Below are 25,783 nucleotides of genomic sequence, written 5' to 3' on the forward strand. Positions count from 1 at the left end.
CTCCCGAAGGCTTGGCTTCCAGGGTGTGGGGGTGAATGTAACGGTTTGTATTCATCCCTTGCGGTAGCTCTCATTTCTATTGAGTGGCAGTTGATATCATCGGCTAACTCGATAGGGATGAAGAGTGCATAACAATGAAAAAACGAGTGCCTTACCTTCGGAACGCTATCGCCCTGTTGTGTGTGGTGGCGCTCTCCGGTTGTACGATCTATCAATCTATTGGCAAGAGCGTGGGAGCTTTCCTGCACCCTGTGTCGGGGCATGACTTTGTCCATATCGACACCGATGCCTGGGACCAGCGCAATGCTGTTCTTTACTTCTACCGCACTCACTCCCAATGGGCTGCGGATGAGATCGAGTCGCCCAGCGTCTACATAGACGACAAGCACTACTTCAACATACGCAACAACAGTTACACCTGGCTTGAAGTGAAACCCGGTCAGCGTCACATCGCTATGCGCAGGCCGCTGCTGGGGCTGGAGGGGCTGAATTCGTTCAGCTTGAGCCTGATTGCCGATGCCACGCTGCGGGTTGAGCCCGGCAAGATCTATTACCTGCGTTACAACGAGCTGACCGAGCCGGAGCGGCGCCATCCGGATCTGGACCCGGATCATCCTCTGGCCAGTGGCGATCTGCAGCTGGTGACCCGTGACTACGCCATGCAGTCTGGTCAGATTGTTTCGACTCTGTTCCTCAACAGCGATCTGCTGGCGCCGAATCATGCTGGTGCTTCCATTGTTGAGGTTAATGAAGACATGGATTACAAAAAGCGAAAGGCGGCGTTGGAGGAAGAACGGGAGCTTGAGGTTGAGCAGCTGAAACAGCAGGGTAAGTATGAGTCTGCCTCCTGGTACTGGCCGTTCGGTGGTGGCCCCACAGAGCCCCTTGAGGCGGATCAGAAGCTGGAGGCGCTGGAGCGGGATTACGCAAAGCTGGAATTGGAACGTAAGCAGCGGCGTGAAGAGGAATCCGGCGGCGGCTGGTGGATTTTCTGAGCGAGGGTTGTCTACACTGGAGTTGGTTGACTTCGGTGAGATAAAAACAATGTCGCTCAAAGATAATCTGGTAGTTCGATTCGAGAAAGTGGCGAGGCGCCTGGTGCCTTATCTGGAAGAGTCCTGGCGGGATGTCAGGGTTAAGCTGGATGATCTCAACCGTTCGCTGGCCAGTCAGGCGATTCCGAATGAACGGCGAGACAAAGTCAGTGAGTTGGCGTTGCGTCAGAAGGGCGAGCAGGCGGGCCAGAAAACCGGAGAGGTGCGCGACTTTCCTGGCGGGCGCAAACGGCACACAAGCTCCTGATTTTGATTAATAAATGCTCAGGTAATGCCGGGTCAGAAAAAATTCATGAATTTTCCGGAAAACATTTGACACGGTGAGTGAAATGCTTAAAATGCGCGTCTCACTTGGTTGATGCAGCAATGCTGAATCAACAAGCGCCAAGCGCAACAAGTGACCGCTTTGAGCCTGAAGAACAGTAAGGCCACGAAGTGGGTGGTTAGCTCAGCTGGGAGAGCATCGCCCTTACAAGGCGAGGGTCGCAGGTTCGATCCCTGCACCACCCACCATTTTCAAGCGGTTTCAGGTTCGGCGTTTATTTACAGCGCTGAATCGATGCGGAGCGGTAGTTCAGTTGGTTAGAATACCGGCCTGTCACGCCGGGGGTCGCGGGTTCGAGTCCCGTCCGCTCCGCCAACTTTTTCCCGGGTGGTTAGCTCAGCTGGGAGAGCATCGCCCTTACAAGGCGAGGGTCGCAGGTTCGATCCCTGCACCACCCACCAGATGTGAGAAAAAGCAGATCCAAGCGGATCTGCTTTTTTTTTCGCCTGAAGGAAAGTCTGATCGTTTCCCCGTTACAAAAAAACCGGGAGCTCGATGCCCCCGGTTTCTCGTCGTTCAGGCTTTTGCAAGGCCCGGCATCATTTGCCGATCAGCGACTGCCCGCACACCCGCACAACGTTGCCGTTAACGCCGGCAGAAGCCGGGTTGCAGTACCAGGCAATGGCTTCTGCCACGTCTACCGGTTGTCCGCCCTGAGACAGACTGTTCATGCGCCGGCCCGCCTCGCGGATGGTGAATGGCATGGCGGCGGTCATCTGGGTTTCGATGAAGCCGGGGGCAATGGCGTTGATGGTTATGCCGTTTTTCAGGTGCTTCGCCATAGACTCCACATAACCGATCACACCGCTCTTGGCGCAGGAATAGTTGGTCTGGCCGAAGTTGCCGGCAATGCCGCTGATGGAGGAAATGCACACAATACGGCCGTTGTCGCGCATCAGCTTGCGCTCGGCCAGTTCTTCATCGATCAGTTCCTCAGCGGTCAGGTTGACAGCGATCGTCATATCCCAGAAGTGCTCTGGCATGTTTCCGAGGGTTTTGTCGCGGGTAATGCCGGCGTTGTGAACCACAAAATCAACCCCGCCGGTTTCTTTTTCGATGAAATCTGCTATCAGCTTGGGTGCCTTTTCTTCCGTAATGTCGCAGGCCAGTGCCTTGCCTTTGATGGCGTCGGTTACTTTCTGCAGTTCCTCCAATGCCGGGGGGATATCCAGGCCGATAACGGTTGCGCCGTCACGGGCCAGGGTTTCTGCAATGGCTGCGCCAATGCCCCGGGAGGCGCCAGTGACCAGGGCTACCTTGCCGGCCAGCGGAGCCACCGGGTTGGTGGCTTTGGCCTCCTCTGCTTCGCCAATACGCACCGCCTGGCCGGAAACATAAGCCGAGCGTGCAGACAGGAAGAAGCGAACCGTGGAATCCAGCTGGTTCTCGGCGTTCGGAGCCATCCATACCAGGTTGGCCGTGCAGCCCTTCTTGCCGATTTCCTTGCCAACGGCGCGGACAAAGCCTTCAAGGGCTTGCTGGGCGGCGGCCTGGGGTGCCTTCCGGCAGGTGTGAGGGTCCTGGCCTATCACCAGCACCCGGCCATTGGACGCCAGTTTGCGGATGGTCGGATGGAAAAAGTCGTACAGGGCGCGCAGTTCCTGAGGGGTTTTGAGACCGGTCGCATCGAATACCAGAGCTGAGAACTTTCCGTTCACTTCGCCGGACACATCCAGCGCCTTGGCTTTGTTGCCCGCCTGAGCGGAGTCCGCCAGGGTTTCGATGCCCGTGGCATGGTGCAGGCCCGCCGGGCTGGCGCCAATGATTGAGCCGAGCGTGGCGATAGCGCGGGCACCGGCGCCTGCACCAATCAATACGTCGCCTTCAATAAATGGCTGGTCGACCCGCTTCAGGCGGTTGAGGGGCGCCGGGGAGGGCAAGCCCAGCGACTGTGCAGCGGTTTTGCCAACCGGAGTGTTAACCAGTTTCAGGTAGAGGTCAGACATGATGTTCTTCCTTGTGAGTTTGGTTGAGTATGAAATAGCCCAAAGGGTAAAGCTTCTGCCAGTTATTGGATTGACTCAACTCAGTCATGGCGTTGTCAGAGTTGCCAATGAGCAACGGGCGCCAGGCGCTAGACTCTGGGCTAACCTGAATCAAACCACTTATGATCACCACTGAAGGGACAGTTTGCTATGGCACAGGCACCAAAAACCACTCGTACTGGCACGAAATCCGGTTCTCGGGCTACCAAAAAGGCGCCCGGCATTCGCCGCGTTGCCGTTATTGGCGGTAATCGCACGCCATTTGCCCGCTCCAACACCGCCTACAGCAAAATCAGTAATCAGGAGCTGCTGACATCCACGCTTCGGGGTCTGGTGGATCGCTACAACCTCCAGGGCATGAGGCTGGGCGAGGTGGTCGCTGGCGCGGTGATCAAACACTCCCGGGACTTCAACCTTACCCGTGAGTCGGTGTTGAGCTCGGGCCTGGCGCCGGAAACGCCGGCCTACGATATCCAGCAGGCCTGTGGTACCGGGCTTGAGGCAGCCATTCTGGTGGCGAACAAAATTGCTCTTGGGCAAATTGAATGCGGTATCGCCGGCGGTACCGATACCACGTCGGATGCGCCCATCGGTGTGGGTGAGGGCTTGCGGGAAATTCTTCTGGACCTGAACCGTGCCAAAACCGCCAAGGAACGCCTCAAGATTCTCGGCCGTTTCCGCCCGGGCCATCTGATGCCGGAGATTCCGGAGAATGGCGAGCCGCGTACCGGACTGTCCATGGGGGATCACTGTCAGGTCACGGCGAAGGAGTGGAATATTGCCCGTGAGGATCAGGATCGCCTGGCCTGGGAAAGCCACCAGAAGCTGGCCAAGGCCTATGACGAAGGCTTCTTTGAGGATCTTCTGACACCGATGGCGGGTCTGGATAAAGATAACATCCTGCGCCCGGATACCACCCTTGAAAAGCTGGCTACATTGAAACCCTGTTTTGATCGTGAGAACGGCACCATGACCGCTGCCAACAGCACCGCACTGACGGATGGCGCTTCTTGTGTGCTGCTGGCCAGTGAGGAGTGGGCCAAGGCCAATAATATGGAAGTGAAGGCCTGGCTGACGTTCTCTGAAGTGGCAGCGGTGGACTTCGTGGACAAGAAAGAGGGCCTGCTGATGGCGCCGGCCTATGCCGTGCCGCGTATGCTGGAGAAGGCAGGTCTGACCCTGCAGGATTTCGACTTCTACGAAATTCACGAAGCCTTCGCCGCCCAGGTATTGTCTACCCTGAAGGCGTGGGAAGATCCGGTCTTCTGCAAGGAGCGCCTGGGTCTGGACAAGCCGCTGGGCAGTATTGACCGGGCAAAGATGAACGTGAAAGGCTCCAGTCTGGCAACCGGGCACCCGTTTGCCGCCACCGGTGGTCGTATCGTCGCAACCCTGGCCAAATTGCTGGAAGAAAAGGGCAGTGGTCGAGGCCTGATTTCCATCTGTGCGGCGGGCGGTCAGGGCGTGACGGCGATTCTGGAGCGCTAAGTTACGGGAAAACCGTAATTTCCTTTGACAGGGGCAACTTCACGCCGTATTATTCGCGCCACGTTGATCGGGGTGACCCGGTAAACAACCAGTTTGATGCGGGGTGGAGCAGTCTGGTAGCTCGTCGGGCTCATAACCCGAAGGTCGTTGGTTCGAATCCAGCCCCCGCTACCAATAAAAAAGGCAGATCAGTACTAACTGATCTGCCTTTTTGCTTTTTGTATCCAAAAAATACGATATACCGATCTGAAGGTCGCCGATGGGTGTGCCCGCCTGGTGGACGGCCCCTTAGTCAACGAACAGGAGCTTTTACATGTCCAGCCGGCTGCCCGCTTTCCTACGCCCTTTATTGCAACTGGGCCTGATCCCGCAAATTACCATCGGCATTGTTGCCGGCATACTGTTGGCCATTATTGCGCCAGAGGCGGCGCGCTCGGTATCGCTGCTTGGGCAATTGTTTATTTCGGCTCTGACAGCCGTGGCGCCGATTCTGGTATTTGTACTGGTGGCGTCGGCTATTGCCGCCCACCAGAAGGGGCAACCTACCCACATTCGCGGGGTGTTGTTTCTGTATGTGGTTGGCACCCTGCTGGCGGCGGTGGTGGCCGTGGTTGCCAGCTTTGTGTTCCCCTCTGAGCTTACCCTGGATATGCCGGAAGTGACCGGTAATCCGCCGGGCAGCATTGTCGAAATTCTGCAGAATCTGGTTTTGAGCGTGGTTACCAATCCGGTCACGGCACTGATGGACGCCAATTTCATTGCCATTTTGGCCTGGGCCATCGGCCTCGGGTTGATGTTGCGGCAGTCCGGCGAAGCCACCAGAACGGTTCTGAACGATCTGTCTGAAGCCATTTCTGGTATCGTGAAGGTGGTCATCCGGCTGGCACCTTTGGGCATTTTTGGCCTTGTCGCCAATACCCTGGCGGAGTCAGGTGTGGCGGCCCTGCTCGAGTATGGTCATTTGCTGGCGGTGATTGTGGGCTGCATGCTGTTTGTGGCGCTGGTTACCAATCCATTGATTGTTTTTGCTTACACGCGCCGCAACCCATACCCTCTGGTGTTTGCCTGCCTGCGGGGGAGCGCGATTACTGCTTTCTTTACTCGCAGTTCTGCCGCCAACATTCCGGTGAATCTCAATCTGTGTGACCGTCTAAAGCTCGATCCGGACACCTATTCGATTTCCATTCCGCTGGGTGCAACCATCAATATGGCCGGGGCGGCGATTACCATCTCCGTGATCACACTGGCCACAGCGCATACGCTCGGTATTCCGGTTGACTTACCAACGGCACTGTTACTTTGTGTGGTATCCGCCGTTGCAGCCTGTGGTGTCTCTGGTGTGGCCGGTGGTTCCTTGCTGCTTATCCCGCTGGCCACCAGCCTGTTTGGCATTTCCGCCGATATTGCCATGCAGGCCGTGGCCATCGGGTTTGTGATCAGTGTGGTACAGGATTCCACCGAAACGGCGCTGAATTCCTCCACGGATGTCCTGTTTACCGCAGCCGCCTGCCGTGCGGCGGAGGATCGGGTGTGATGGTGGGTCGTAATGGCCGCAACCTGATTTTCATCGGCATGCCCGGCAGTGGCAAAAGTACCATCGGTGTGCTGGTGGCCAAGCGCCTTGGTATGGGGTTCACTGACACCGACCTGCTGATTCAGGAGCAGGCCGGTCGCACCCTGCAGGAGATCGTTGATCGGGACGGCTATGTGGCGTTGCGTCAGATCGAGGAGCAGGTGTTGCTGGCGCTGGACGTTCAGAATCAGGTGATCAGTACCGGCGGCAGTGCGGTGTACAGTGATGCTGCAATGCAGCACTTGAAGCGTAACGGCACCGTGGTGTTTCTGGACATTTCACTGGAGACGGTGATTCACCGCATTGGCGATTACAGCCTTCGGGGGATTTCGCGGCGGCCGGACCAGTCTCTGGCCGAGTTGTTCGAGGAGCGTTTCGCGCTTTATACCCGCTATGCAGACCTGACCGTAAAAGGGGAGGGCTTCAATCAGGACCAGTTGTGTGAGGCGATTATCCGCAAGCTCTGAAGGTATTCGTCCGGTGGGACGGGTTACGGCAGGTTTGCACGCCAGTGTTTCACTCGTACCTGGTCCTTGATGGCGTCAATGACTTCCAGAATGAGGTTGATCAACGCCTCTTGCTCCTGATCTGTTCCTTTCACTTCTCCCGGCTCCGGCAGCATCACGTTCACAATATCTTCGATAAAAGCGTGGTTGGTGGAAGACGCCAGGTCTTCCAGAATCTGGTGAATCACATTCGCAACAATATCGCCAACCGCGTTTTCCAGTGTGTCCTGTATGGTGGGGCCTACCACTGGCAGATATTTCAGTCTCGACAGTTCGAGGTTTTGCTTCAGGGCATTGTCTACACGGTCCTCCAGATAGACTCGCAGGGCACCTCTATTTGGGATGTAGCCGTGCTGCGCAGCCAGGGCGACGCGTTCCGATAACCAATCCGACAACATCGACCGTCTCGGGAACAGGATGTCAGTCTGGATCCGTTCAAACAGGGGCGAACCACGCTTTACCTCATCCTGAACGCCGCTCAGAACCTTCAGAACAATCCGGTCTGATAACTCTTCCATGAAGGCTTCATAGTAGAACGACACAAACTGGTACAAGCGAGTGCTGGTGAAGTCGATGATCTTGTATTGGTGCAGGCGGTAGATGATCGAAATGATCCGCAACGCCCGCAGGAAGCGGAAGCCGCCAACGGGGATGCAGCCCACCAGATCGTACCAGTGTATGAACGGGTAGAAATACCAGCGGTCGTAGACCTTGGCTTTGACGGAGTAGCCCCAGCGGACAAAAAACTCGGTCAGGAAGATGGAGACGAAGATCAGATCATAGAAAATAAACCGTTCATGGATCGGCTGATAGATCGCATTGACGGCGGGGAGGCTTTCTTCCAGCAGGTTCTGAACCGCAACGAAACTGTATATCGAATCCCAGATGATAAAGGCCAGGTTGATGATCAGCAGGCCCAGCATCAGGAAATCGATAAGGAACCAGATCAACTGATGGCTGGACCGAAGGTTGTCGCGGTTAATCCTGAGCATCCGGGCTACCTGTCATTGGTCAGGGGCATAATATAAGTCCCTGACAGGTTAGCTTATTTCAGCTCGGAGGACGACTTTCCGAGTAATCGTCGGGCGATGATCAGCAGCTGGATCTGCTGGGTGCCTTCGAAAATATCGAGTATTTTGGAGTCCCTGGCCCATTTTTCGAGCAGTTCCGTTTCCTGGTACCCCAGTGAAGCACACAGCTCCACGCAGCGGAGCGTGATCTGGTTACCCACCCGGCCGGCCTTGGCTTTGGCCATGGAGGCTTCTTTGGAGTTGGGTTGGCCGTTGTCGGCCATCCAGGCGGCTCTGAGCGTCAGTAGCCTGGCGGCTTCCAGTTCCGCTTCCAGCAAATGCAGTTCCCGGACAGCGGCGGTGGTTGTCCAGCTCTGTTGCTGGTAGGTAAGGTTCAGTCCCGCTGCCTTCAGAATTTCCTGAGTGCGCTCCAGGGCGGCCCGGGCCACTCCGATAGCCATTCCAGCGACCACCGGTCGGGTGTTGTCAAAGGTTTGCATGGCGCCGGCAAAGCCCTTGCCCACGCTGATCTCGGGATCACCCAGCAGGTTTTCTTTCGGAACCCGGCAATTGTCAAAACGGATAGCGGCCGTGTCTGAGGCGCGGATACCCAGTTTCTTCTCCAGTCGCTCCACGGTCATTCCAGGCGTGCCTTTCTCCACCACGAACGATTTGATGGCGGCTCGGCCCAGGGATTTGTCGAGTGTGGCCCAAACCACAACGGCATTGGCCCTTTCACCGGCGGTCACATAGATCTTTTCACCGTTGATAATATAGTGATCGCCGTCTTTAGTGGCAGTTGTCCGAATGGCGGCGGAATCCGAACCGACACCGGGTTCGGTGATGGCCATGGCTGCCCAGGTCTTGCCAAACCGTTGAAGCTGTTGCTCGTTGGCAACGGCGGCAATGGCCGAGTTACCCAAACCCTGGCGAGGGATGGACAGAGCCAGGCCGACGTCGCCCCAGCAGAGTTCCGTGAGACCCAGAACGGTTTTCATGTTGGTGCCATTCTGGTTGCCGGTGCCGGTGCCGGTGTCTCCAGCGGACCGGGCCAGGCGGCCAGCCCCGGCACCACCATCGGCAGCGCCATCGTTCATGCCGTCCATGATGGATGCGAACATATCCAGTTCCTTGGGATAGGCGTGCTCGGCGCGGTCATAATGTCGGGAAATGGGTCGGAAAACTTCCCGGGCCACCTGTTGGGCCTGATGAACAATCGGTGCAAACTTTCCAGGAATGTCGAGATTCATAGCGAATGTCCTTGGTGTCAGGCGTGAACGCCGCCATGGTGAGTGGCGGTGGAGCGAATATCCCGATACCAGCGCTCTACCGGGTGTTCTTTAACAAAACCGTGGCCACCGAGCAGTTGGACACCGTTGGTTCCAATCTCCATGCTTTTCTCATTGCACAGCAAGCGGGCCAGGCAGCTTTCCCGGTGGTAGCTTCGGCCGGTTTCGGCCCGGCTGGCGGCGCGCCAGGTGAGCATGCGCATACTGTCGGCCTCAATGGCCATATTGCTGATCATGAACGCCACCGATTGCCGGTGGCTGATAGGCTCGCCAAAGGCCTGGCGGTCGTTGCAGTAGGGAATGACATAGTCCAGTACCGCCTGTGACGTACCTATGGCCAGGCCGCAGCGCATCAGGGCGGCTCTGTCGATGAAGGTCTGAAAGCAAAAATCGTCATCGCCGAGCAGTGCGTCGGCCGGTACGTCCAGGTTGTCGAACCGGACCGAGGTGGCCTCCGCCGCGCGCAGCCCCATCCCCGGGGTATCCGCCATCGCCAGGTTTAGGCCAGCGGTTTCAATAATGAAGACCCGGGGTGTGCCATTAAGGACAGCCGAGACCAGCAACAACTCGCACTCGGCGCCTGCAATCACAAACGATTTTTCGCCGTTAATCCGGTAGCCCTGATCGGTCTCGGTAGCCGTGGTGGATGGTTGCATTGGGTCAAACAGCGGCGTTGGTTCGTCAATGGCGAGGCTGGCCACCGGCGGCGCATCCTCGCAGAAGGCCGGCAGATAGCGGGACTGTTGCTCTCCAGTGCCCCAGCAACTGATCGCCTGGGCGACGCTGAAGGGTGCCAGTAGCCGAATTGCCAGAGCCATATCGCCCCAGGCCAGTTGCTCAGCAATCAGCACGCTGGTCACCGGCGACTGCTGTTCGGCCACCCCGCCAAATTCACTGGGTACCGCGTACATGGGCAAGCCAAGGGCAGCAGCCTCGTGTTTAACGGCTTCAGGCAATCGGCCCTGTTCGTCGGCCTCCTGGGCTGCGGGCCTGAGGACATCACGTGCCAGGCGTTTCAGGCTGTCGACAATCATTTGCTGGTCGTCGTCCAGGCTAAGGTCAAACAGGTCGCCTGGGGCCCCGGGTGGCAGTCGCTTCCGGGGTAGCCAGTTGCGAACCCGCTTAAACTCACGGCCCGCCAGGGCAATGGTCCGGAAACCGGTCCGAGTACCTTGGTATGCCGTACGTTCAAGGGGAGATCTCAAGCCCAGTCGATCCAGTAAAGGGTTGCCGGATATCCGGTTCATGATCGAGAGTGCAAGTCCGATTGGATCCCTGGTCACGCTGAACTCCTGAGGTTGTCTGATTGATCACACCACGTGGAACCGAGCATGGCTCCGGAGGTCACAATGGCCATTGGCAGGTGCAGCATTCCCTTGTGGCATTGTGGTCAATTGTGATTTTGGCGCGCCAGGCGTAGAAGCGCGCATCCGCTATCGGTAAACTCACCCCCTGACTCAGGGATTCGTCAATCATCCAGGTGGGAAACCCAAACACTGCATGCTGTTAGCCCGATACCACATACAAAGAATCCTGAAGCTGACCGGGCTTGCGGTGCTGTTGAGCGCGTCTGCCAGCCATGCCAGTCAGGTCAGGGTTGAGGTTGAGGGCGATCACAGTGACTTGAGAGACAATGCCCGGATTTTTGTGGGTGAGGTAGAAGGCCGCTCAGCCGATGGCCTGCGCCGTTACGCCTCCACGGCGATAGCTCAGGTTGAACAGGCCATTCGGGCCCTGGGGTACTACAATCCGGTGATCACATTCGAAGTCACCGAAAATGCGGATGGGCTGGCCGAGCTGGTGTTGACGGTGGTACCGGGGGAGCCCGTACGCATTCGTTCCCGGTCAGTGCTGATCGAGGGGCCAGGCAGTGAAGATCCGGCACTGGTTAATCAGATTCCGAAAGAGCCAGCGGAAGGAGATGTGCTTCATCATGGCCGTTACAACACGCTGCGGCAGGCCATACAGAATCGGGCGCGACGTCTGGGTTACTTTGACGGTGAGTTTGTGACCCGCCGACTGGAAGTAGACCCTTCCGAGAATCACGCAGATATTACCTTGCACTACCGTACCGGCGAGCGGTATCGCCTGGGCGCGGTTACCTTCCTGGAAGGCCATGGTTTTGATGAAGGTTTACTGAACCAGTTTGTGACCTTTGAACCCGGCATTCCTTTCCACGCCGATGAAGTGGCGAAGCTCAACAGCGATCTCTCTAACAGTGGTTACTTTTCCGGTGTGGATATTGATGCTTCACCGAATCGGGCAGAGGATGGTGTGATACCGGTGGATATTGGTCTTACCCCCAGGCCGCCCCGGTCGGTAGGCGCCGGTGTTGGCTTCTCAACAGACGTCGGCCCCCGGTTCCGCGGTAACTGGCGAGAGCATTACACCAACCCCATGGGTCATCGACGCGGGGCAGACACGGAGCTTTCGGAGCTGCGGCAGAACGTCAGTGGATGGTATGAGCTCCCGCTGGATCCACCGATGACGGATTCTATTCGGTTGGGCACCGGTTATCAGCGAGAAAATATTGAGGATGTGGAGTCAGAGCGACTGACGCTCGGCCAGCAATGGCGGCACCAGCTGGATACCGGCTGGATGCAGGTGCTGTCCCTTCGATGGGAAGGCGAGCGCTTCAAAATTGGTGAAGATGAACGGGGCAACTCCAGCCTGTTGCTGCCGGGGCTCAGTTACTCCAAACTCCAGGCCAACTCGCCCCTGGACCCGTCCCGGGGCTATCGATTGCAGCTTGATGTGACCGGTGCCCACCGGGCCATCATATCGGACGCAGACATCCTGCACGTGAATGTGCTGGCCAGGGGGCTGTATACCCTGGCTGATAATCACCGGTTCCTGACCCGTTTCAACTTTGGTGGGGTGGCGACCAACAGTTTTTCCGATGTGCCTCCCTCATTGCGCTTCTTTGCCGGTGGTGATCAGAGTGTCCGGGGCTACGGCTACGAAACCCTGTCGCCCCGTGATGACAATGGCGTAGCCGTTGGTGGCCGTTTTCAGCTGGTCGGTGGTGTCGAATATCAGTACGAGTTTGTCCGGAACTGGCGGGTGGCGGCGTTCGTCGACAAGGGCAACGCGGTGAATGATGTGTTTGACCGGCTGGCGACAGGTGCCGGCCTGGGGATTCGCTGGGTGAGCCCGGTCGGGCCGTTGCGCCTCGACGTGGCCAAGGGGTTGGACGAGGAGTTTGGCGGCGGCTGGCGTATTCACTTTTCCATGGGGCCAGAGCTGTGACCGATCATCCACCGGTGCCACCAGAACAGGCTGAACGTCAGCCGGAGAAACACAAAAAGCCGCTGCGCCGGCAATGGTGGTTCTGGCTGTTGCTGGTCGTCGCATTGTTGCTGTTTTTGCCCCTGGTGCTGGTTGGTCTGATTTTGCTGGCCCTGCATACCGAAAAGGGCACAGCCTGGACCATTGATCAGATTCCCGGGTTGCAGACCGAGGCCGACCGAGGTTCCCTGCTTGGCCAGTGGCAGGCCGACCGCCTTGAATGGCAGGGCTATGGCGTGGGTGTGGTGGTTGAGGCTCCGGAAGTAGACTGGTCTCCGACGTGTCTGTTCGAAAAAACCATCTGCCTGGATACGCTCAAGGCCGATCGGATTGCAGTGACCCTGCAGCCCTCTGAATCTGATGATGAACGTTCCGGTGATATCAGCCTTCCCAGGATTAACCTGCCGCTGGCAGTGGTGATCGGGGATGTTGCCCTGGGGCCGCTGACGGTCAATGACGGAGCCATCTGGGACCGGTTTGAGCTGCAATCCCGGGCCTCCGGTGCCAGCCTGGAGCTTGAACACGTGCTGTATCAGCTGGAAGAGATACGGGTATCGGCGAGTGGTCGCGCTGACATGCGGCGGGATTGGCCCCTGGATATCGATGTTGACGTATCCTTGCCGCCGCCATCGGGAGATGACTGGCAGATCACCGTTAACCTGGGTGGCAGCGTCAGGGACTTGCGGTTGCGAGGTGCCAGTAGTGGTTATCTCAATGCGAATATACAGGGGCAGGTTCAGCCGCTGGAAAGCCGTCTGCCAGCGTCCATCAGACTCGAATCCGAGCGTTTTCTTGCCCATCATGATCTTCCGGAAACACTGACGCTGAAGAACTGGCGATTAACCCTTGACGGTTCCCTGGCCAACGGTTTCAGGACCCGCACCCAGGCGCTACTGCCGGGTACCGAGGGTGATATCCAGACGTCTATCCAGGGATTGGTCACCACAGAGAAGGTGACAGATCTGGTACTGTCCATGGCCGGCCCGGAAAGAGGGGGTGGTGAGCCACCCGGAACCCTGGAGGTGCAGGGCGAGGCCTCCTGGGCTGATGGTCTGGCCGCTGATGTGGGGCTGGCCCTGAACCGCTTCCCCTGGTACAGCCTGGTGCCGGGGCTGGGCGAGCCTCCGGTTTCGCTCAACCGTCTGGAAGGTCGGGCAAGTTACCAGGAAGACCGCTACCAGGCGGATCTTGACGCGCAGGTTACCGGTCCCCTTGGGGATGCCGAGCTGAAGGCCCGCCTTGATGGCGATACTCAGGCTGTCCGTATCACCCAGCTCGACATGACGACCGGAGCGGGTTCCCTGTCTGGCGAAGCCGAGCTCGATTTTTCTTCCCAGCTGGCTTGGCAAGCTGCCCTGGTTCTGGACCAGTTCAATCCGGGCTATTGGGTGCCTGTGCTGGAGTCCCGGTTGGACGGCAACGTAACCAGCGAAGGCCAGCTTCAGGACGACGCATTGCCCCGAATGTCGGCGGACTGGAATCTGCAGGGACGATGGCAGGGGAACAATGCTCGCGCCCGGGGCCAGTTGGCCAGTGACGGTCGCGAATGGCAAGTGGATGATCTTGTGCTTGTCGTGGGTGAGAACCGTATAGAAGGGCAGGGTCGTTACGGCAGCCAACTGGCAGGTGACTTGTCCATCCTGTTGCCTGAACCGGCGATGTTTGCCGAAGGTTTGGCTGGTGAACTGGAGGCCAGCCTGCAGTTTGCGGGCACCGTGGATGATCCCACCGCCGAGCTTGTCGTGGCTGGCCGCGGATTGAGCTGGCAGGATCTGTTGCAGATTGAGGCCGTGGATCTTGATGCCAGTCTGGCCAAAGGCGGTGTGCTGGATGCAGCGCTGGAGATCAATGAGATTCGTGCTGCCGACCAACAGCTGGAGAGCGTATCCCTTCGCCTTGAAGGTACCCGGGATGAGCATCAGCTAACAGTCAATGCCAGCCACAGTGAGGCGACCCTGCTTGCCGTATTCGCCGGCGCCCTGGGTGAGAGCCTTGATGCCTGGCAGGGTGCCCTGAACCGTGGTGAAATCGACATACCCGGCCCGGGCCAGACGTGGCAACTGGAATCTCCCGCTGACCTTGCCTACACCGAAGAAGGCAAACTGAGCCTAGGCGCTCACTGCTGGCGCTGGCAGGACAGTTCTGTGTGCGCTGACGATCAGCAGCTATTGCCGGATGCCCACATCGCCTTCCAGATTCGCCAGTTTCCGACCACGGCCCTTGAACCACTGTTGCCTGATACCTTCCGATGGAGTGCGCACCTGGATGCCGACGTGGATCTGTCACTGACCGACGCAGGGCCGGATGGCAGAATCACACTGGATGCCGGTGAGGGAACCTTCGAATTCCTGGTGCTGGATGACTGGGAAACCCTGAGTCATGAGGGTTTGACCGTTGATGCTCGTCTTCAGCCCAGCATCGCTGAGTTGTCAGTTGCCCTGCGAGGGCCGGAGCTGGGCGATTTTAATGCCGAGCTGGCGGTTGACCCGATGGCTGAAGAGCGACCGGTACAGGGCCGTTTCAGCCTGAACTCACTGGATCTGGCTTTTGCATCCGCCTTCGCCGGGGTGGAAGAGATTGGAGGTCAGGTTAACGGCCAAGGCGAAATTACCGGCCCATTGTTACGTCCCATGATTCATGGCGAGCTGGCTCTTACGAATGGTCGTTTTTACGATCCGGGCCTGCCACTACCACTGAATGATGTGGTTCTGGTGCTCGAGTTTCTCGGGGATTCCGCTGATATCAGCGGGCGCTGGAACAGTAACGACCGCAGTAGCGGGCAACTTTCGGGGATGATCAATTGGCAGCAGGAGCCCGAGATTGAGCTGTCGATTGTTGGCGACAGGCTGCCGGTAAATGTCGAACCCTATGCCCGGGTTGAAGTCGGGCCAGACCTCACCATTGCTTTCCGCAGTGGTGAACTCTCTGTGTCTGGACGGGTGGAAGTACCCCGTGGTGAGATCGAGATCAAGGGGCTTCCGGAGTCAGCGGTTTCTATCTCCGAAGATGAGGTGATTGTCGGAGTTGAAACCGAGGAGCCGACCATCCGGCGTATGGTGATGGACGTGACTGTGGTGGTCGGCGAAGACCGGGTAGCGTTTGATGCTTTCGGTGTGACCGGGAATCTCGAGGGGACTCTTCGGATTGGCAACGACATGGATACCCGGGGTGCGCTTCAACTGGTGAATGGTCAATACCAGGCATTTGGGCAGGATCTGGAACTACGGCGAGCGAGAATCCTGTTTGTGGGTGCCCTGACGGAACCCTACCTGGACATAGAGGCAGTGCGCAGAGTAGACACTGTTGTTGCCGGTATCCGGCTTAGCGGCCCCGTGAACGCCCCTGAAACCGAGGTATTCTCAGAACCCTCCATGCCCCAAAGCGATGCGCTGTCCTACATTATTCTGGGCCGCCCGCCTCAAAGCCGCGGTGACGACGGGCAGATGGCGCAGGCTGCTCTGTCGCTGGGGCTGACCCAGGCAAGCCGTCTGACCCAGGGCATTGGAGACGAGCTGGGCATTCGCAATCTCACCCTGGAAACCGAAGGCTCCGGGGATGAGGCTTCGGTGGTGGCCAGCGGATACATAACCGATGAGTTGAGCCTGAGGTACGGCGTCGGGATATTCGAACCGATCACCACGGTCGCACTGCGTTATGATCTGGGCCGGTATTTCTATCTGGAGGCGGCCAGTGGCCTGGCCGCCTCGCTGGATATCTTCTACACCCGGGATTTCTGATCGACGGTTGTTAATCCAGGTTGAAGGTGGCGTTGACGCTGGCCTGGATTTCCCGGGGGGCGATACTGGAAACGGTGTCGCTGGCGGCTCTTGCTTCCGCCATCATCATGGGCATCGGGCGGTGGCCGCCATTGATGTTGATGGTTTTGACCTCACCACAGGTTTTGCCCAACTGTTCCGCCACAAAGGCACACCGGCTGCGGGCATCCTCGATGGCTCTGGCCAGTGCCTGGCGTTGCAGGCGCTCTTCGTCGGAATGGAAGAATTGGTGTTCGCTCAGATGGTATTGCAGACCAGCCTTGTGGGCCTGTTCCAGCAGGGGGTTCAGGAGTTCAAGATTGTCGATCGAAAAGCTGACTGTCTGGCTTGCCACCGCCATTCGCTCCGGTTGTTGCCCACGCTCCTGAACCGGTAGTGACCGGGTATACAGGTTAACGTTGGCGTCTGAATAGTCCACCAATTGGTCGCGCATGCCCTGTATCGCCTTGCGCCATTGCTCCATGGTCTCGGAAAGGCGATCAGAAGCCCGCTCTGGGAGGTTGTGCTCGGCACTGGCGGTAAATTGCAAACGGGCGCTGTCCGGAGTGTAGCGAACGCTGCCCTCCCCACTCAGGCTCACTTCTCCAGCGGAAACGGCCAGTGGTGCCAATGAAGCCACGAACACCGTTGCGGCCAGTGCTTTGGTGTATTTTTTCATGATCAGTCTCCTTGTTGGCCAAAGGCCATATCTTGGCTTTGCAGCCGCTCCAGTTTCCGAGCCCGGGCGGCATGCACAAAGTGGCTGAAAATCCGCCGGTGGCCGGTGTGATACAGCAGGTATTCCGGATGCCACTGAACCCCCATCAACCATTGTTGCCCGGTGTTTTCGATGGCCTGCACGAACAGGTCGTTGTCCAGTGCCGTTACCCTGAGATTCCGCCCCAGGTGTTTAATCGCCTGGCTGTGAATACGGTTCGCGCCAATCAGGGTGCTGTGCATCAGCCGTCCTATACGGCTGTCCTGGACCAGCTGGACCGTTTGAAGGGGGAGCAGCAAAGGGCGGTGGCGGGTTTTCATTCGCAGCGGGGTCACGTTCTGGCACAACGACCCGCCATGAAAGACATTGATGAACTGGGCCCCACGGCATATACCCAGTACCGGAATGTCTATTTCCTCGGCTTGCTCAAGCAGCCTGAAGTCGGTTTCGTCCCGTTTCAGGTCGTATCTCGCGGTCACTTGTGGCTGTTGGCCATAGCGGTTGGGGTGTACGTGGGTGCCGCCAGAGAGCACCAGGCCATCGAGCAGGGAGACGTCCGTGCTGGATCCGGGGCGAATGTAGTGCGTGTGGGCGCCATGCAGCCGCAGGCCCAGATTGATCAGTCTGTGGGCGGTGCTGCGCCGGGCGGGGCCGCTGATGCCAATGGTGATCCCCGGCGATTCTGGTGCTTCTGAGATCTCAGACATAACCGCGCTGTTTAAGCCATTGTTCCGTGGTGTCACGCCATGAGCGGGTGAGATTGCGAAAACTGAATGTCTGGGCTTCGCGGAACAGTTCCCTGAGTTCTTTCAGGTGCTCTGGATGGTTTGCGATCTGCTCCAGTACCACCCAGTCGTTCCAGACCGTGGAAAAATGCCATCGGGGGTTGTCGATATCGCAATCGGGTAACCGGTAGTGAAGCGTCGGCCGGCTCTTGATTCTGGGGTCGTCCACATAGTCGTGCAACAGCTCTGAATCCAGGTGTGCAAACAGTGGCAGAAGGTCCAGGGCCTTGTTCCGCGTCGGGTTGAAGTTCAGGTAGTCTTTCATCAGCGAGGCCTGGTCGGGAGCATAATCTTCCGCCATCAGCATGTCCGTGTAACGGCTGCTCCAGGGCTCGATGTAAGTGGTAAATTTTCGGCTTATGTCAATCTGATGCCGGGATTTGAGCCAGTCATAAAGTGCCGCGAAGGCCTGCAGGTAGGTGACAATGGTTGCGGGTTCCAGGTCCGGCAGTTCGGGATTGAGTTGCAGGCCGAAAGCAAAATAAATCGCTTCCCGGCTGCCTTCCGCGCCAAGTTCGCGCAGCTCGTCTACCAGTTCTTCGATCAGGCCCAGTCTGGAAAAGGGCAGAGGTGGCCCGACAATCTCAAGAGGCACAATGCGTTCTGCGGCAAAATCGATGACATCCATGGCGTGGGTGCCCAGCTCGCGGATTGACTCGGGCAGGCGTTCGTCCGCCAGGTCAAGATCCTTCACAGGGTCAGAGTCCAGCTCAATGGTGAAGGTTCCGGCGTCAATCTCCAGGCGGCTGACATAACGCGACTCCAGCTCCGGGCTGCCCTTGAGCAGGCGGGCGACATGTTCGACCAGTTCATCGTAGCCCAGTCCGGAGAGTTCAATCTCCACGCCAACTCTACGCTCTTCTCCTTGATGATTACGAAGCCGCTCCGGCATCGCACAACGCTCTGTCGAATTCATTGGCACCTTGCATCCATATAATTCACGGACTTAAACCATAACACACCGATATGCAGCGGCCCGATTACATGACAGAAAATTTCAATCGGGCTTTACACTGGATAAAACACTGTATATAGTCAAATCACTGTATATAAAACCAGGATGAAAAACCCGGAGTACATGCATGAAGCTGACCGCGCGACAGTCCCAGGTGCTGGATATCATCCGGCGGTACGTAGACGAAACCGGTTACCCGCCAACGCGGGCAGAAATCGCTGCCGAACTGGGGTTTCGCTCCGCCAATGCGGCAGAGGAGCACTTGCGGGCCCTGGCCAGGAAAGGCGCCATCGAAATGGTGCCTGGTGCCAGCCGGGGGATTCGACTGCCGGAAGTGGAGCAGGACCCAGGGTTACCGGTTGTCGGCCAGGTTGCGGCGGGTAGCCCGATTCTCGCCCAGGAACACATTGAAGAGCACTGTACTTTGCAACCGGAATTTTTCTCGCCATCCGCCGATTACCTGCTCCGGGTGCGCGGCATGAGCATGAAAGACATTGGCATTCTCGACGGTGATTTGCTCGCAGTACATCGCACTCAGGATGTTCATAACGGGCAGGTGGTTGTGGCCAGGGTTGGTGAAGAAGTGACGGTAAAGCGGTTTCGCAGGGACGGCTCAAGGGTCTGGTTGATTGCGGAGAACGAAGAGTTCGCCCCGATTGAAATTGATCTGGCCGAACAGGAGTTGTTTATCGAAGGTCTGGGTGTGGGCGTGATCCGCCGATCAGATTTGCATTGATAACCAGCAATAAGAAACGATTAGCGCAGGTAGGTGAGCAATGGAACAGTTAAGCTTCACTCAGAATATGGCGTTCCAGCCGGCGGCCATCATGCCCGCCCGCACGGTGTCTACAGGAAAAGCACGGGCCACAGCCCTTCACTCATCGTCAGACGTCGGTCGGGGAACCAGGGATTTTGGCGGTAACGTGACGGAAATTATTCTTCCTGAAGGCCAGGTAGAGAATGTCCAGTTGCTGCTCCCTATGCTCACCCAGCTGAACCAGGAGAAGCGCTGGCTGGCCCTGATTGACCCGCCACAGTCCCTGGTTGGCAAGTGGCAGAAAATGCACGGTATTGTGGCCAGTGAGTTGCTGGTATTGCGCTCAACCAACGATTACTCCGCACAGCAGCTGGCTGAGCGGGCTTTGAGTGCTGGTACCTGTCATGCGGTGGTGCTCTGGACTAACAAGCTCGGGCGTTCAGCCTTTGAGTCCCTTCAAAAGGCTTCGGCGCAAGGTAGCAGCCACGGCGTGGTGCTGCGTCATCGGTAAAGGAGTTCAGTGGAGGGTGTATTGGGGCTGGGATTCGGCCAGATCATTGTCGTCATCGTCCCAGTCAATATCGTGTGCGATATTGCCAGCGGCCTCAATCCCTGCCGCAATCATCGCCTTGGCAACGCTCATGTCGCGGTCTTCCATCATTTCCCTGGCCTCCTGCGAGAAGGAAATGCGCACCAACGGCGCTGCGTCGTCATCAATGCGGCGCAAGGCGTAGTCGCCATTGGCAAGTTGTACGATTTCAAAAAACGATGGTGACATTCGTTCAACCTTTGTCTTGGTGTATTCGATTCGGTGCGGGAATTTAGCCAACAGGGTGGGGCTACCACTCGCTGTGTTGTTCCTCAAGCCGTTTGGCCAGTTCAGTCATGGCCGCCAGAGTCTTTCTGAGTGTTGCGGCGGAACGGTCCGGGCCCTGTTCGACGGAAACCGCAATGATATTCTCTTCCGTAACATTCTTGCGTGTGGTCGGAGGTTGGCTCAAAGCTGATTCAACCTGGTCAAGATGGTCCCACCAGCTTCCTGATGTCTCCGCCAGTTCTCTTAAAAGCCGGGTCTCGTGTACCTCGTAAGGAAACAGCGCTTCCAGTTCCGTCAGTGTCTGTGGTTTTTCGGCCTTATGCTGATGGTATCGGGCAATCATGACCAGCAGCGTTTGCCTTGCCCGCAGCAGGAGCTCGGCGGAGCCCTGAGACAGCGCTTCCGTTTCCGCAGCGGAGCGCTTGGTGTCCGACTCAAGCCTGGCGAGTAAGGTGTTGGCCAGAAAAAGCTTTTGGGCTACCAGTGAGTACCATTGTGATGCCATCTACCACCCGCACTACGTGAGCGTTCAAGAGTCCAATCAGAACAACCGTCAGAGTCTATCATTTTTGCGCGCTAATTTCTCCTCCCCTGGGCTCCCCGGAATAGCTGCATTTCACAAGAAACTACAAACAATCACTTGAAACGGTCGTTTGAAACTGGCAAAAAGGCGCACAGATTGAACAAGCTTTGATCGTCTTGTGGTCCATTATTGGAGGTAATGAGGATGCGGAACCGGATAATTGCTGCTATTGCAGCGGCGGTATTGGGGTGTTCAGGTCCTGTCTTGGCAAAGGTGTCGCCGGCCGAGGCCGAGCGTTTGAAGAATGATCTCACACCAGTGGGTGCAGAACGGGCGGGTAACGAGTCTGGCACTATTCCGGCGTGGACTGGCGGGTTGGCTTCACCCCCGGCCAATTGGCGCGAAGGCACCGTAGAGATTAATCCGTTCCCGGAAGACGAAGCGCTGTACGTTATTACCCGTGACAATCTGGACCAGTACCGGGACATACTGTCGGACGGCCACATTCAGATGCTGGAGCAGTACGGCCCGGAATTTTTCATGCCGGTGTACCAGACCCGCCGAACAGCAGCGTTCCCCGAGCATGTCTACGAGAAGTTTTTCCAGAACGCTCTGACAGCTGAACTCCTGGATAACGGTAACGGTGTTCGAGACACCATCATGACCAGTCCGTTCCCCATTCCACAGAACGGTCTGGAAGCGATCTGGAACCATATTCTCCGGTACCGGGGTGAGGAACTGTCGTTCCGCAGTGCATCGGCTACGCCGCAGCGGGACGGCTCATTCAACCCTGTAGTCAACCAGTACGATTATTTCTTTGCATACAGTCGCCCCGGCGCTGAGCTGGAAGACATCGATAACAAGATTTTCTACCTGAAAACCGAAACCGTCGCGCCGTCCAGCCTGGCTGGCACCATTACCCTGGTGCATGAAACCCTTGACCAGGTTCGCTCACCGCGGCTGGCATGGCGTTACGATTCCGGTTCCCGCCGTTTGCGCCGGTCCCCAAATCTGGCCTATGAGACGGACCTGCCGAACTCTTCGTCTCTGCGTTCTGTCGACCAGAAGGACATGTACAACGGTGCCCCCAACCAGTACGACTGGGAACTTAAGGGCAAGCGTGAACTGATCGTTCCCTACAACGCCTACAAACTGCACGATGAAAGTGTTCGGCCAAATGACGTGATCCGGCCGAACCACATCAATCAGGACCTGACCCGATACGAACTTCACCGGGTGTGGGTGGTCGAGGCCAAGCGACGCACCGGCATCAGCCACATCTATGATCGCCGTGTTTACTACATTGATGAGGACAGCTGGCAGATTCTGGCCACGGAAGAATATAACGAGGCTGGTGAACTCTGGCGCGTATCCGAAGCACACAACATTGTCTATTACAGTGTGCCGGTCTTCTGGACCACCATGGAAATGACGTATGATCTGAAAGCACAGCGTTATTACATCGATGGCCTGGATAACGGCTACCCGGCCTACAATTTCGAGCCTGGGTATCGGGGCAACGAATTTACCGCTGCCGCCGCCCGCAGGGCCGCGCGCCGGTAGACCTCCCCGGGTGCTGCCTGCTTATGGGCGGCACCCGCCTCAACCAACTGCCAGGCTCCAACATCCCGTCAAAACGTGGAGTACATCGCATGGCAGACCCCCAGGCTCTTCTTGAAAGTCTTGATCAACTCCGGTCCGAGCTGGACCAGGCCCTTGCCGCCCAGGACTGGGAGTTGCTGGCGGAACTCAACACCCGTGTTAAACCGGCGATTGAGCCGTTGATGACGGAACTGGAACAGGGGCGTATTGATCCGGCCCTGATCAGGGATCGCCTGGACGCCCTGAACCAGTTTGTGGAAGCGGCAAATCAGGCGGCGCTCAAGGCCCGGGATGAAGCCCGGGAGTCTCTCAAAGGTGTCAACGAAAACCGCACGGCCGCCCGTGCTTATCAGAACGTCTCAACGAACCGCCAAAGATAGCGTCATAAAATTGACTCCTGAGCTTATACAGTCTTAAATACCGCACAAATTCCCAAAGAGATTCTCGTGAATGTCCAAAAATAACAAAGTGCTGGTGCTGAGTGAGGATGACTCCAGGCGCAGGGACCTGATCACCATTCTGGAATTTGTCGGCGAAGAGCAGGTGCTGGCCGGTGACGAAGCATTGGCGCTTTTGGAGAGCGACGACGAGCAGACCAAAGAAAGTATCGGCGTAGCCGTGATCAACGGCGAAGACGCCGCCAGCACCGCGCATGTGCAGAGGGTGTGCAAACTGGCCCAGGGGCTGCCGATTCTTCTGGTGGGTGACCCGGACCTCAAGGGCGTGTCGGAAGACGATGCGAACCGCATAATCGCCAGGATGGAATGGCCCCTGAACTACACCAAGTTTGTGGATTCACTCTACCGGGCCCAGATTTACCACGACCAGTTCAGTCGCAGCAAGGAGCGGGGGCAGCAGCGGGGTGTTCAGTTGTTCCGCAGTCTGGTGGGCACCAGTCGCAAGGTTCAGCAGGTGCGCCAGTTGATGGAGCAGGTGGCTGATAAAGACGTCAGCGTTCTGATCACCGGTGAATCCGGTACCGGCAAGGAAGTGGTCGCCCGTAACCTGCATTATCATTCCTCCCGCCGGGATAAGCCGTTTGTGCCGGTCAACTGCGGCGCCATTCCCGCAGAGTTGCTGGAGAGCGAGCTGTTCGGGCATGAGAAAGGAGCCTTTACCGGCGCCATTACCGCCCGGGTAGGGCGTTTTGAGTTGGCCGAAGGGGGCACCCTGTTCCTGGACGAAATCGGGGATATGCCGCTGAACATGCAGGTTAAAATTCTGCGGGTGTTGCAGGAGCGTACCTTTGAGCGTGTGGGCAGTAACCGTACCCAGTCTGCGGATGTGCGGGTGATTGCCGCCACTCACAAGAATCTCGAAGACATGATTGAATCCGGCGATTTCCGGGAAGACCTCTATTACCGTCTCAATGTATTTCCTATTGAAATGCCGGCGCTGCGGGAACGGGTGGAAGACATCCCGTTGCTGATTAATGAGCTGATCTCCCGGATGGAGAAAGAGAAGCGCGGCTCACTGCGGATGAACTCCGCTGCCATTATGAGTCTGTGTCGCCATGACTGGCCCGGCAATGTGCGGGAGCTGGCCAACCTGGTTGAGCGCTTGGCCATCATGCATCCCTACGGGGTGATTGGTGTGCAGGAGCTGCCCAAGAAGTTTCGCTACGTGGATGACTATGACGAGAACCGCCCAGTGGAGGACACCGGCATGCCATCGGCCATTCCCGGGCTGGTGGGCCTGGATGCGCCGGCCCTGTTACCGGTGAATGGTATCGATCTCAAGGACTACCTCTCCAATCTGGAGAAGCAGCTTATTCAGCAGGCGCTTGATGAAGCTGCTGGCGTAGTGGCGCGGGCGGCCGAGAAGCTCAGAATTCGCCGTACCACCCTGGTGGAAAAAGTCCGCAAATATGGCCTTCGGGAAGAGTCAGACGAAGGTTGATCGCTCCCCCTGAGCGGCGTCAAAGGTTTGTAACCTTCGGCGCCGCTTGCATTTCCGACCGACGGAAACTTGTCGTTTTCCAGTTTGTCGTTTTCTTAACCTTCTAAAAAATATAGCAAAAACCAAGTTGGCATGGTGTTGGCTTAATCAAACCTGAACGAAAGATCCGTTGGCCCGGTCGGGGCCCGTCAGGGGGAAGGTTATGAGTCACGCACGCGTTGCCATGGAATCCGGTCACCAGAAGTCAGGTGCCAATGCCGCTGCTGATGTTAATGACAAGGTCACCGCTCTGTTTCCACAACAGGGTGATGAGGCCGTGGACTCTGCGCTTGAGTTGTTTAATCGCATGTCCCGGCAGATTACCGACTCCTACCGAACCCTGGAATCCCGCGTAAACCAGCTTTCCGGTGAGCTCTCCCACGAGACGCTTCAGCGTCAGCAGGAGCTGGAGGAAAAGGAACAGCTGGCCGACCGGTTGTCGACTCTGCTCAAGGCCCTGCCGGCTGGCGTGGTAGTGCTGGATCAGCAGGGCGTGGTCAGCCAGTGCAATCCGACGGCCATTGCTCTGTTGGGGGAGCCCCTGGATGGCGAGCGTTGGGTGGATGTGATCCGGCGCTGCTTTTCTCCCCGCAGCGATGACGGTCACGAAGTGTCCCTCAAGGATGGCCGGCGCGTCAGCATTGAAATCCGGACCATGGAAAACCAGCCCGGCCAGTTGATTCTGTTAACCGACCTGACCGAGACCCGGCAGCTGCAGTCACAATTGGCCCATGCCCAGCGCCTGTCTGCCATGGGTCGGATGGTGGCGTCTCTGGCCCACCAGATCCGCACTCCGTTGTCTGCCGCCATTTTATACGGCGGTCACCTGAGCCAGCCGGACCTGGACGAAGAGCTGCGTCAGCGGTGTGCTTCACGACTGATGTCGAGGTTGACTCACCTGGAGCAGCAGGTGCGGGACATGCTGATTTTCGCCCGTGGCGAAACCCGCCTGGCGGAGGAGTTGTCGGCCGGCAAACTGGTGGCCTCCCTGTCCGCGGCCGTTGAGGGTCTGAAACCCGCCAGTGGTATTGATGTGACACTGGACAGCCGGGTAGATGACCAGTGCCGATTGATGTGTAACCGCGATGCCCTGGTCGGCGCCTGCATGAACCTGGTGAACAACAGCCTGGAAGCCGGTGCCACCGACGTGCAAGTTCAACTGGCGTCGTCCGCTGAAGGTATGGAGATACGGGTGCTGGACAATGGCCCGGGCTTTTCGAAAGAGCAGTCCGGCAGGATCACCGAAGCATTTTACACCACCAAGTCTCACGGCACCGGTCTAGGCCTGGCCGTGGTGCAGGCGGTGGTCAAGGCCCATAACGGCCGGTTTTCTATTTTCTCGCCGGAGCAGGGCGGCGCAGTGGCGACACTGCAGCTGCCGACCCTGGCCGACAGAGCATAACGAATAGACGTT

Annotated in this window: 22 protein-coding genes and 4 tRNA genes; 17 read left to right on the plus strand and 9 right to left on the minus strand. The window is 57.6% G+C overall.

The window, feature by feature from the left end; genetic code table 11:
• The first annotated feature begins 134 nt into the window (after positions 1 to 134).
• The 5 genes from FIV08_RS06445 (at position 135) to FIV08_RS06465 (ending at position 1,781) form a co-directional block, all read left to right on the plus strand.
• Positions 135 to 995 carry a DUF2846 domain-containing protein gene (locus FIV08_RS06445; protein ID WP_152437734.1) on the plus strand — a complete coding sequence of 287 codons (861 nt, stop codon included), beginning with the start codon at positions 135 to 137 and terminating at the stop codon, positions 993 to 995.
• A gap of 49 nt (positions 996 to 1,044) precedes the next feature.
• Positions 1,045 to 1,302, plus strand: a complete 258-nt coding sequence (locus tag FIV08_RS06450; RefSeq protein ID WP_152437735.1) for a hypothetical protein — start codon at positions 1,045 to 1,047, stop codon at positions 1,300 to 1,302.
• Between the two features lie 190 nt (positions 1,303 to 1,492).
• Positions 1,493 to 1,568, plus strand: a tRNA-Val gene (locus tag FIV08_RS06455).
• Positions 1,569 to 1,618: 50 nt separating this feature from the next.
• Positions 1,619 to 1,695: transfer RNA gene (locus tag FIV08_RS06460), tRNA-Asp, on the plus strand.
• Between the two features lie 10 nt (positions 1,696 to 1,705).
• Positions 1,706 to 1,781, plus strand: a tRNA-Val gene (locus FIV08_RS06465).
• Between the two features lie 138 nt (positions 1,782 to 1,919).
• Here FIV08_RS06465 and FIV08_RS06470 read toward each other — a convergent pair.
• Positions 1,920 to 3,326 carry a 3-oxoacyl-ACP reductase gene (locus FIV08_RS06470; RefSeq protein WP_152437736.1) on the minus strand — a complete coding sequence of 469 codons (1,407 nt, stop codon included), beginning with the start codon at positions 3,324 to 3,326 and terminating at the stop codon, positions 1,920 to 1,922.
• Positions 3,327 to 3,515: 189 nt separating this feature from the next.
• Between FIV08_RS06470 and FIV08_RS06475 the strand changes: the two genes are divergently transcribed.
• The 4 genes from FIV08_RS06475 (at position 3,516) to FIV08_RS06490 (ending at position 6,893) form a co-directional block, all read left to right on the plus strand.
• Positions 3,516 to 4,853 (plus strand): acetyl-CoA C-acetyltransferase, encoded by a 1,338-nt coding sequence (locus FIV08_RS06475; RefSeq protein WP_152437737.1) that lies wholly within the window; start codon positions 3,516 to 3,518, stop codon positions 4,851 to 4,853.
• Positions 4,854 to 4,950: 97 nt separating this feature from the next.
• Positions 4,951 to 5,027: transfer RNA gene (locus tag FIV08_RS06480), tRNA-Met, on the plus strand.
• Between the two features lie 139 nt (positions 5,028 to 5,166).
• Positions 5,167 to 6,387: a serine/threonine transporter SstT gene (gene sstT / locus FIV08_RS06485; protein WP_152437738.1), complete on the plus strand. Its 1,221-nt coding sequence runs from the start codon at positions 5,167 to 5,169 to the stop codon at positions 6,385 to 6,387.
• Positions 6,387 to 6,893 (plus strand): shikimate kinase, encoded by a 507-nt coding sequence (locus tag FIV08_RS06490; protein WP_152439605.1) that lies wholly within the window; start codon positions 6,387 to 6,389, stop codon positions 6,891 to 6,893. The genes sstT and FIV08_RS06490 overlap by 1 nt, the downstream gene beginning before the upstream one ends.
• A gap of 23 nt (positions 6,894 to 6,916) precedes the next feature.
• On the opposite strand, the gene FIV08_RS06495 is transcribed toward FIV08_RS06490, so the two are convergent.
• Genes FIV08_RS06495 through FIV08_RS06505 form a run of 3 tightly spaced genes read right to left on the minus strand, consistent with a single transcriptional unit; the run spans position 6,917 to position 10,514 of the window.
• On the minus strand, positions 6,917 to 7,924 hold the full coding sequence (locus tag FIV08_RS06495; protein ID WP_152437739.1) for a hypothetical protein: 1,008 nt from the start codon (positions 7,922 to 7,924) through the stop codon (positions 6,917 to 6,919).
• 53 nt (positions 7,925 to 7,977) lie between these two features.
• Positions 7,978 to 9,192 carry an acyl-CoA dehydrogenase family protein gene (locus FIV08_RS06500; protein ID WP_152437740.1) on the minus strand — a complete coding sequence of 405 codons (1,215 nt, stop codon included), beginning with the start codon at positions 9,190 to 9,192 and terminating at the stop codon, positions 7,978 to 7,980.
• 17 nt (positions 9,193 to 9,209) lie between these two features.
• Positions 9,210 to 10,514: an acyl-CoA dehydrogenase family protein gene (locus tag FIV08_RS06505; protein ID WP_152437741.1), complete on the minus strand. Its 1,305-nt coding sequence runs from the start codon at positions 10,512 to 10,514 to the stop codon at positions 9,210 to 9,212.
• Between the two features lie 217 nt (positions 10,515 to 10,731).
• On the opposite strand from FIV08_RS06505, the gene FIV08_RS06510 reads away from it, so the two are divergent.
• Positions 10,732 to 12,480 (plus strand): autotransporter assembly complex protein TamA, encoded by a 1,749-nt coding sequence (locus FIV08_RS06510; protein ID WP_152437742.1) that lies wholly within the window; start codon positions 10,732 to 10,734, stop codon positions 12,478 to 12,480.
• Positions 12,477 to 16,256 carry a translocation/assembly module TamB domain-containing protein gene (locus FIV08_RS06515; protein ID WP_228715505.1) on the plus strand — a complete coding sequence of 1,260 codons (3,780 nt, stop codon included), beginning with the start codon at positions 12,477 to 12,479 and terminating at the stop codon, positions 16,254 to 16,256. Before FIV08_RS06510 ends, FIV08_RS06515 begins: the two co-directional genes overlap by 4 nt.
• A 10-nt stretch (positions 16,257 to 16,266) precedes the next feature.
• Here the strand turns inward: FIV08_RS06515 and FIV08_RS06520 are convergent, their stop codons facing one another.
• The 3 genes from FIV08_RS06520 to FIV08_RS06530 are packed head-to-tail and all read right to left on the minus strand — an operon-like array spanning position 16,267 to position 18,693.
• Positions 16,267 to 16,953, minus strand: a complete 687-nt coding sequence (locus FIV08_RS06520; RefSeq protein ID WP_152437743.1) for an SIMPL domain-containing protein — start codon at positions 16,951 to 16,953, stop codon at positions 16,267 to 16,269.
• 2 nt (positions 16,954 to 16,955) lie between these two features.
• On the minus strand, positions 16,956 to 17,699 hold the full coding sequence (locus tag FIV08_RS06525) for a gamma-glutamyl-gamma-aminobutyrate hydrolase family protein (protein WP_061331797.1): 744 nt from the start codon (positions 17,697 to 17,699) through the stop codon (positions 16,956 to 16,958).
• The gene (locus FIV08_RS06530) at positions 17,692 to 18,693 is read right to left on the minus strand and encodes an amidoligase family protein (RefSeq protein ID WP_152437744.1); all 1,002 of its coding nucleotides are present in this window, start codon (positions 18,691 to 18,693) and stop codon (positions 17,692 to 17,694) included. The genes FIV08_RS06525 and FIV08_RS06530 overlap by 8 nt, the downstream gene beginning before the upstream one ends.
• Before the next feature lie 166 nt (positions 18,694 to 18,859).
• Between FIV08_RS06530 and lexA the strand changes: the two genes are divergently transcribed.
• A complete protein-coding gene (gene lexA, locus FIV08_RS06535) occupies positions 18,860 to 19,468 on the plus strand; it encodes a transcriptional repressor LexA (protein WP_152437745.1) in 609 nt (202 codons plus the stop codon).
• A 40-nt stretch (positions 19,469 to 19,508) separates the two neighbouring features.
• Positions 19,509 to 20,000: a cell division inhibitor SulA gene (locus FIV08_RS06540; RefSeq protein WP_058090185.1), complete on the plus strand. Its 492-nt coding sequence runs from the start codon at positions 19,509 to 19,511 to the stop codon at positions 19,998 to 20,000.
• 6 nt (positions 20,001 to 20,006) lie between these two features.
• On the opposite strand, the gene FIV08_RS06545 is transcribed toward FIV08_RS06540, so the two are convergent.
• Both FIV08_RS06545 and FIV08_RS06550 read right to left on the minus strand, forming a co-directional pair.
• Positions 20,007 to 20,267, minus strand: a complete 261-nt coding sequence (locus FIV08_RS06545) for a hypothetical protein (protein ID WP_058090184.1) — start codon at positions 20,265 to 20,267, stop codon at positions 20,007 to 20,009.
• Positions 20,268 to 20,328: 61 nt separating this feature from the next.
• A complete protein-coding gene (locus FIV08_RS06550; RefSeq protein WP_152437746.1) occupies positions 20,329 to 20,811 on the minus strand; it encodes a DUF6586 family protein in 483 nt (160 codons plus the stop codon).
• A 222-nt stretch (positions 20,812 to 21,033) separates the two neighbouring features.
• On the opposite strand from FIV08_RS06550, the gene FIV08_RS06555 reads away from it, so the two are divergent.
• From FIV08_RS06555 to FIV08_RS06570, 4 genes are all read left to right on the plus strand, one after another.
• Positions 21,034 to 22,392 (plus strand): DUF1329 domain-containing protein, encoded by a 1,359-nt coding sequence (locus FIV08_RS06555; RefSeq protein WP_152437747.1) that lies wholly within the window; start codon positions 21,034 to 21,036, stop codon positions 22,390 to 22,392.
• Between the two features lie 89 nt (positions 22,393 to 22,481).
• A complete protein-coding gene (locus FIV08_RS06560; RefSeq protein ID WP_152437748.1) occupies positions 22,482 to 22,811 on the plus strand; it encodes an SOS cell division inhibitor in 330 nt (109 codons plus the stop codon).
• Positions 22,812 to 22,881: 70 nt separating this feature from the next.
• Positions 22,882 to 24,330, plus strand: a complete 1,449-nt coding sequence (locus tag FIV08_RS06565; RefSeq protein ID WP_152437749.1) for a sigma-54 dependent transcriptional regulator — start codon at positions 22,882 to 22,884, stop codon at positions 24,328 to 24,330.
• 202 nt (positions 24,331 to 24,532) lie between these two features.
• The gene (locus FIV08_RS06570) at positions 24,533 to 25,771 is read left to right on the plus strand and encodes a sensor histidine kinase (RefSeq protein WP_152437750.1); all 1,239 of its coding nucleotides are present in this window, start codon (positions 24,533 to 24,535) and stop codon (positions 25,769 to 25,771) included.
• The last annotated feature ends 12 nt before the right edge of the window (positions 25,772 to 25,783 follow it).

Origin of the sequence: Marinobacter sp. THAF197a, from assembly GCF_009363275.1 — a bacterium.
GTDB lineage: Bacteria > Pseudomonadota > Gammaproteobacteria > Pseudomonadales > Oleiphilaceae > Marinobacter.